4 protein-coding genes and 2 pseudogenes are annotated in these 7,540 nt (G+C 68.0%); 3 read left to right on the top strand and 3 right to left on the bottom strand.

The genetic code is table 11. The features are described from left to right. The first annotated feature begins 4 nt into the window (after positions 1 to 4). Positions 5 to 2,755 carry an Hsp70 family protein gene (locus tag FOZ70_RS19995; RefSeq protein ID WP_219706571.1) on the top strand — a complete coding sequence of 917 codons (2,751 nt, stop codon included), beginning with the start codon at positions 5 to 7 and terminating at the stop codon, positions 2,753 to 2,755. Positions 2,756 to 2,885: 130 nt separating this feature from the next. Here FOZ70_RS19995 and FOZ70_RS20000 read toward each other — a convergent pair whose 3' ends face one another. Continuing rightward, positions 2,886 to 3,887, bottom strand: a complete 1,002-nt coding sequence (locus FOZ70_RS20000) for an arginine deiminase-related protein (protein ID WP_219706572.1) — start codon at positions 3,885 to 3,887, stop codon at positions 2,886 to 2,888. A 58-nt stretch (positions 3,888 to 3,945) separates the two neighbouring features. Further along, on the bottom strand, positions 3,946 to 5,025 hold the full coding sequence (locus tag FOZ70_RS20005; RefSeq protein WP_059489025.1) for an ornithine cyclodeaminase: 1,080 nt from the start codon (positions 5,023 to 5,025) through the stop codon (positions 3,946 to 3,948). Positions 5,026 to 5,321: 296 nt separating this feature from the next. On the opposite strand from FOZ70_RS20005, the gene FOZ70_RS20010 reads away from it, so the two are divergent. Then, a complete protein-coding gene (locus tag FOZ70_RS20010) occupies positions 5,322 to 5,753 on the top strand; it encodes an Lrp/AsnC family transcriptional regulator (RefSeq protein ID WP_042974028.1) in 432 nt (143 codons plus the stop codon). An 18-nt stretch (positions 5,754 to 5,771) separates the two neighbouring features. On the opposite strand, the pseudogene FOZ70_RS38540 reads toward FOZ70_RS20010, so the two are convergent. Further along, positions 5,772 to 6,030 (bottom strand): annotated as a pseudogene (locus tag FOZ70_RS38540) (hypothetical protein); the annotation flags it as partial. 402 nt (positions 6,031 to 6,432) lie between these two features. Here FOZ70_RS38540 and FOZ70_RS20015 point away from each other — a divergent pair. Next, positions 6,433 to 7,540, top strand: a pseudogene (locus FOZ70_RS20015) (hypothetical protein); the annotation flags it as partial.

Here is a 7,540-nt window from a genome sequence, read left to right on the forward strand (position 1 = left end):
CGCGATGAAGCGCTATACGGTCGGGATCGACCTCGGCACGAGCAATACGGTCGTCGCTTACGTCGAGGCCGGTTCCGACGCGATCCGCGTGTTCGATGTCGAGCAACTGGTCGGCCCCGGCGCGGTGGCCGCGCAGCCGCTGCTGCCGTCGGTGCGCTATCACCCGGCGGCGGGCGAGCTGCCGCCGGACACGTTGCGGCTGCCGTGGGCGGCCGCCGCGAAGGCAAGCGCAAACGCGGCCGGCGATCCGCCGGCCGTGATCGGCCGCTACGCGCGCACGCTCGGCGCGCAGGTGCCGGGCCGGCTCGTCACGAGCGCGAAGAGCTGGCTGTCGCACGCGTCGGTCGACCGGCTCGCGGCGATCCTGCCGTGGGGTGCGGCCGACGGTGTCGACAAGGTGTCGCCGGTCGACGCGAGCGCGAGTTATCTCGCGCACGTGCGCGATGCGTGGGACGCGCGTTTTCCCGACGCGCCGCTCGCGAAGCAGGACGTGATCCTGACGGTGCCCGCGTCGTTCGACGACGGCGCGCGCGCACTGACGGTCGAGGCCGCGCGACGCGCGAAGCTGCCCGCGCTGCGGCTGCTGGAAGAGCCGCAGGCCGCGTTCTACGACTGGTTGTACGGCCAGCGCGACACGCTGCGCGACACGTTCGCCGCCGCGCGGCGCGTGCTGATCTGCGACGTCGGCGGCGGCACGACCGACCTCACGCTCGTCGATGTCGCGCCGGGCGACGACGGCGAGCCCACCTTCACGCGCGTCGGCGTCGGCAACCACCTGATGCTCGGCGGCGACAACATGGACCTCGCGCTCGCGCGCCTGGTCGAGACGCGGCTGACCGAGCCCGGCACGCGGCTGTCGGCCGCGAGCCTGTCGCAGCTCGTCGAGCGTTGCCGCGCGGCGAAGGAACGGCTGCTCGGCGACAATGCGCCGGCGTCGGTCACCGTCACGCTGCTCGGCGCGGGCAGCAGGCTCGTCGGCGGCGCGCGTTCGGCCGAGCTGACGCGGCAGGAAGTCGAGCAGATCGTCGTCGACGGGTTCTTCCCGCAGGTCGAAGCCGGCGAGCTGCCGCGCCGTGCACGCGCCGCGATCGTCGAATTCGGTCTGCCGTATGCGAGCGACGCGGCCGTCACGCGGCATGTCGCCGCGTTCCTGCAGCGCCATGCGGAAGGCCCGCTCCCCGACACGCTGCTGCTCAACGGCGGCGTGTTCCGCGCGGGCGCGCTGGCCGGCCGTCTTGCGCAGACGCTCGGCGCATGGCGCGGCGCGCCGCTCGACGTGCTGCACAACGCGCATCCGGACGTGGCCGTCGCACGCGGCGCGGTCGCGTACGGGCTCGCGCGTGCCGGGCATGCGCCGCGCATCGGCGGCGGGTCCGCGCGCAGCTATTTCCTCGTGCTCGACGACGGCGCGGCCGATTCCGCCGCACGCGGCGTCTGCCTGCTGCCGCGCGGTGCGGAAGAGGGCCGCGAGATCCGGCTCGACGATCGCACGTTCGCGTTGCAGCTCGGACAGCCGGTGCGTTTTCACTTGATGTCGACCGTGGCCGAGACCCCGTACCGGGCCGGCGATCTCGTCGATCTCGACGGCGGCGATTTCGTGCGGCTGCCGCCGATCGCGACGGTCGTCGACGCGAAGGCGGGCGGCGACGCGCGCGAAACGCCGGTGAAGCTCACCGCGTCGCTGACCGAGGTCGGCACGCTCGAGATGCATTGCATCGCGACCGACGATGCGGCGCGCCGCTGGAAGCTCGAATTCCAGTTGCGCGGCGATGCGCCGGTGCACGGCGACGACGCCGCGCCCGCGCGACATCCGCGGCTCGATCAGGCGATCGAGCTGATCGAGCGCTCGTTCGGCAGCAAGGCAGCAGGTGTCGCGCCGAAAGACACGCGCCGGTTGCGCGCGCAACTCGAACAGGTGCTCGGCGCGCGTGAAGCGTGGGACGTCGCGCTCGCGCGCGAGCTGTTCGACGCGCTGCTCGCGCGCGCCCGCCGCCGCCGCCGTTCGGCCGATCACGAGCGTGCGTGGCTGAACCTTGCCGGGTATTGCCTGCGTCCGGGTTTCGGTCATCCGCTCGATGCCTGGCGCATCGAGCAGCTGTGGCCGCTGTTCGACGACGGGATCCAGTACGTGACCGACGGGCAGGTGTGGTCGGAGTGGTGGACGCTGTGGCGGCGCGTGGCCGGCGGTCTCGACGACGATGCGCAGACGCAGGTGCGCGACGCGATCGCGTTCCTCGAACCGTCCGACGACAAGCGGCGCAAGCTGCCGTTCGATCCGGGCAAGGTCGGCCCGGCGGACATGACGCGGCTGTCCGCGTCGCTCGAACGGCTGCCCGTCGAGCGCAAGGTCGAACTGGCCGAACGCCTGATCGCACAATTGCAGAAGCCTGCCGAGCGTGCGCTGTGCGCGTGGGCGCTCGGGCGCATCGGTGCGCGCCGGCCGTTTTACGGCAGTGCGCACAGCGTCGTGCCGGCGGAAGTCGCCGGTGGCTGGCTCGATGCGCTGTTCGCGCTCGACTGGAAACAGGTCGAGCCGGCCGCGTTTGCCGCTGCGCAGATTGCGCGGATGACCGGAGACCGTTCGCGCGATTTGCCGGACGTGACGCGCGACGCGGTAATCAAGCGCCTGTCGGCCGCGAATGCGTCGCCGGCGTGGATCGACATGGTGCGCGAAGCGATCGCGTTCGACGAAGCCGATACGGTACGCGTGTTCGGCGAGACGCTGCCGGCCGGGTTGAAGTTGCTGGCGGGGTGAGCGGCGCGGTGACGCGACGGTATCGTCGGGATACCTGAGCATGCCGTCGATGCTCACGGATTCGACGACCTTGAAAAAACGGCTGCCGATGCATCGGCAGCCGTTTTCGTTTGTACGGATCGTGCGGCGGTCAGACCGGCGCCATCGCTTCACGCAACGATGCGGCCGACTCCACGGTGATCGCGTCCGGCGCAACGGCCCGCCGCGCGAGATGAATCCCCGCGAGCATGCAGCGCACCGACCCGCCGGCCAGCTCGATCGTCGGCACGTCGAGCGGCAGCAGCCGCGCGGAGCGCTCGATCACCGTGCGCTGGTCGCGCGTGAGGCAATCGAACGCGCGCCGCGACAGCGCGAGCACACGCCCGTCATTGCCCGACAATTCCAGCGTATTGCCCGCGAAATTCGCGATCTGCGATGGATCGAGCGCGATCACCGCGCGCCCCGTTTCGGTCAGGCGTTGCGCGATTTCTCCGCGACGCCGGCTGTCGGCGATCAGGTCGAGACCCACCATCGCGAATTCGGTGGCGACGCTCATCATCACGTTCGTGTGATAGATCGCGCGCCCGTCGGCATCGGCCGTGTCGAAGCAGATCGGCTCGAAATTGAAATGCGTGCAGAAGCGTTCGAGCGCGACCGGATCGGCGCGGCGCGAGCGCGCGGTGTAAGCGATCCGCGCGACGTGGTCGAGCACCATCGCGCCGGTGCCTTCGAGGAACACGTCGTCGTATTCGAGGCCCGAGTAGTCGATCACGTCCTGCACGCGATATTCGGCCTTCAGCATCTCGATCACGTCCGCGCGCCGCTCGCGGCGGCGGTTCGGGCTGTACATCGGATACAGCGCGATATGGCCGCCCGGGTGCGTCGAGAACCAGTTGTTCGGGAATACGGAGTCGGGCGTGTCGCGCTCGCCGTGGTCGTCGAATACATGCACGCGCACGCCCGCATCGGCGAGCGTCTGCGCGGCGGCCGTGACTTCGTCGCGCGCGGCGGCCGATACCGACGGCAGGTCGGGCGTGCCGTTGCCGGCCGTGCGCTGGAAGGCGTTGTCGGCCGCGGTCTGCGGGTTCGGCAGGAAGCGGTGCGGCCGGATCATCACGACGGCGGCCGGCGCCTGGATCGATACGAGATTCATGACAGGCAGGAGCGAAGGGCAGAAAACGGGCGGCGCACCGGCCGCCCGGGCATCACGGTCAGCGCGCGAACGCGGCGACGGCTTCGGTCACGTATGCCGCGTGACCCTGCGCGATCGCGGCCGGATCGTCGATCAGCGCGAACAGGTTCTTCGGGTCGACGGCCGGCGGAATCAGCGCGATCTCGACGCCCGCGTTGTGCTGCTGCGCGAGCGCATACAGGTAGCGCAGCGCCGAATAATCCTCGAGCGCGAAGCCGACCGAGTCGAACACCGTGACTTCGTCCGCGCGTTCGCGGCCGGCCGTCTCGCGTTGCAGCACGCGCCACAGCTCGGTGACGGGGAAGTCGGCCGGCATCTGCTGGATCTCGCCCTCGATGCGCGACTGCGGCTCGAATTCGACGAACACGCGGCCCGCATGCAGCACGCCTGCTTCGAGCTCGGTCTTGCCCGGGCAATCGCCGCCCACGGCGTTCAGGTGCATGCCGGGCTCGATCATGTCGGCCGTGACGATCGTCGCGTATGCCTTGTCGGCGGTGACGGTCGTCACGATGTCGGCGCCGCGCACGGCGTCGGCGGTCGATGCGGCACGCACGACGCGCAGTGCCGGGTACGCGGCGAGGTTCCGCACGAGCTTGTCGGTCGCGCGCGGATCGACGTCGAACACGCGGATTTCGTCGATGCCGAGCAGCGTGTGGAACGCGATCGCCTGGAATTCGCTCTGCGCGCCGTTGCCGATCAGCGCCATCGTGCGCGCGTCGGGGCGGGCGAGTACCTGTGCGGCGAGCACCGACGTGGCGGCCGTGCGCAGCGCGGTGGTGAGCGTGAGTTCGGCGAGCAGCAGCGGGTAGCCGGTGTCGACTTCGGCGAGCGCGCCGAACGCCATCACCGTGTGCATCCCGCGCGCGGCGTTGACGGGGTGGCCGTTCACGTACTTGAACGCGAACAGCGACGCGTTCGCGACGGGCATCAGTTCGATCACGCCGTCGCGCGAGTGGCACGCGACGCGCGGCGACTTGTCGAAGTCGGCCCAGCGCAGGTAATCGGCGCGCAGCGTGTCGACGAGTTCGCGCAGGAACGTCGTGACGCCGGTGCTGGCGATCAGTCGGGCGGTGGCGGGAACGTCGAGGAAGCGGGTCATGCGTCTGTCTCCAAGTTCTCAGTGCCGGTACGGATGTCCCTGGCGTTCTGGTCGACCGGGCGGAGCTTCGGCGCGGCTCGGGCTTGTATGGAAAGCGGCGGCGCGGCGTGTCCGGCCGGTCGATACGTCATTATTTCCGCGAGTCGAGCCAACAAAAAGACAGCAAAAGTGGCAGATTTATCGATAGACTTGGCAGATTGCCAACGCGATCCGGCACTTTGACAGGTTTCGCTAGCGCAGAATGCGCAGCCTCCGGCACGCTGGGGCCGGTTCACGTTCAACAGGAAGCTCCGCCCATGATCACGCTCGACGATGTCGACCGGCAGCTCATCGCGCTGCTGCGCGACAACGCGCGACTGCCCGTCGTCGCGCTGGCGAAGGAACTGCGCGTCGCGCGCGCGACCGTGCAGAACCGGCTGACGCGGCTGGAGAAAAACGGCGTGATCGTCGGTTATACGGTGCGGCTCAAGCCGGCGGCGGAACGCCACCGGATCCGCGCGCTGATGTCGATCGCCGTGCAGGGCAACCGCGGCGCGGAAGTGGTGAAGGTGCTGCGCGGGCATCCGAACGTCACATCGATCCACAGTACCAACGGGCGCTGGGATCTCGTCGCCGAGCTGCATGCCGATTCGCTCGAGCACTTCGATCGTGTGCTCGGCGCGATCCGGTTGATCGACGGGATCGCGAATACCGAGACGAGTATCTTGCTGTCGACGCACAAGGCGTAGTCGCCGACGTGCATCGCTCCGTATGGATACGGCATTCAACTGGAAGCCGTCCGAATGCGCGTCGTTCAATCGCAGTGGTCCACAATTCACGCCGATCACCGCCATGTTGCCGCACGAGCGCGGGCAACGGGCGATCCTGTAATTCGTTCCATTCGGTATGCTGCGCGACCCACGGGAACGCATCGAATGCCTGCGTGAACGAGGGGTAGGCCGTCGCTCCCTCGGAATCCAGCTGGTTGTAGTCGTAGCCGACTTTCTGAGTCGAATAGGTCAACATGGTGCGCCACTTCGTCGCGCGCGTCGTCCTAAGCGCATCACGCTACCGCTGAGTTGCGGTGCGCTTCTCGATATCCGCCGCATCGCACCTTGAGCGCGGAAGAAGGGGAGGCAGATCATCCCCTACTGGACATATGGACGAAGCAGATGGCATTCACCGACACAGCCCTGAGGGCACTCAATCCGAGGGGCAAGATCCACATCGTCAACGACGATCGTGGATTGAATTTCGTACGAGTTGCGGAATTTCGGCATGAATTTTCGGTGTCGTCTCATATCCCCGCCGTTGATCAATGCCCATGCTGGCGTCTGAAGAAGTCCATGTACATCCACATTTGCTGAGGGCTTGCGGCTAACCTGGTTTGCCGTACCGTAGCCGCAGGTGCTCGGCTTCGGGAGATCTATGGCAGGCCAGACATCCAGCACTTTCACCAACGCATCCCGCGAGCGTTCAATCTCGGTTGCCCCGCTCAACCAGATCCAGTTGGGCGACGTGGCCCTCAGCATTTCGGCGTTCGACGAATGGCTGGGCGCAATCAGCCATGGCAGCGTGAACCTGGACCGTCTGCGCACGGTCGCCGGGAATTTCCCCGCCGTTCTCAACATCCTGAACCTGGCCGATCTGCTCGGCGATATCGTCACCCTCACGACCCACCCCGAACCTCACGCCTCTGATTGGTTGAGCGTCAGCCTGAACCTGATCGGCCTGATGCCCGAGCCGGGTACCGCCGCTGCCCGCATGATGCTGCGGCCCACCCTGTTCCTGGCGCGGCAGGAACTCCTGCAGGCCAGTAATGGGCTGGTGGGCGAGGCGGCACTGCGCACCCTGACCGCCAACCTGAACAACAGCATCCAGGGAGAACTGGAAGACCTCGCGCAGCGGATACAGTCAAGACTCCCCGCTCTGCTGGACGCGGCGGCCGCCTTCGGCGAAAGCCTGCTCTCTGACCTTGCGAACGGCCTGGAGGCCCTGGCCCGGATGAAGCCTTCTGCGCCGGCCACCCTGGGGGCAAGCACATCGGCAACGACCGAACTGCGCGATCCAGCCGCTGCGTTTTCCAACCTCTACGACGCAGCCTATCAATTCCTTCGCCGCAACGCGGCTGCCCGCCCCCCTCTCGAACAGAATTCACCCCTTGAGTCGCCGGCGCTGGTCAGCACCAACGCCCAGGCATTGCGCCAGTTCGCCGCATTGTTGGGCAAGCAGGTGCGGCAACAAGGCAAGGCCACGCAGGCAGGCTGCGTGGGGTGGGTTGCAGCAGGATTGCTCCGCTCGCTTGATGCCCGGAAAGCGGGCGCCGGGCAGAGTGCCAGCATCAAGCCCGACGCGACCAGTATCGCTGGACGCCAGATCCCCGGCGAGTCCCTTGATGTAAGGGTCAAGGAGCGGCCCGCCGGGCAGGACGCCAATCTGTGCAAAAACGGCGCACCGTCGGGCAGCGGCGGCAGCATCAGTTTTGCCACGGGCGCCGAAACCCGCTCGCACACCAACTTCGCGCTGCCGGGCCCGT

It is taken from the genome of Burkholderia sp. COPS (assembly GCF_019425585.1).
In the GTDB taxonomy this organism is placed as follows: Bacteria; Pseudomonadota; Gammaproteobacteria; order Burkholderiales; family Burkholderiaceae; genus Burkholderia; species Burkholderia cepacia.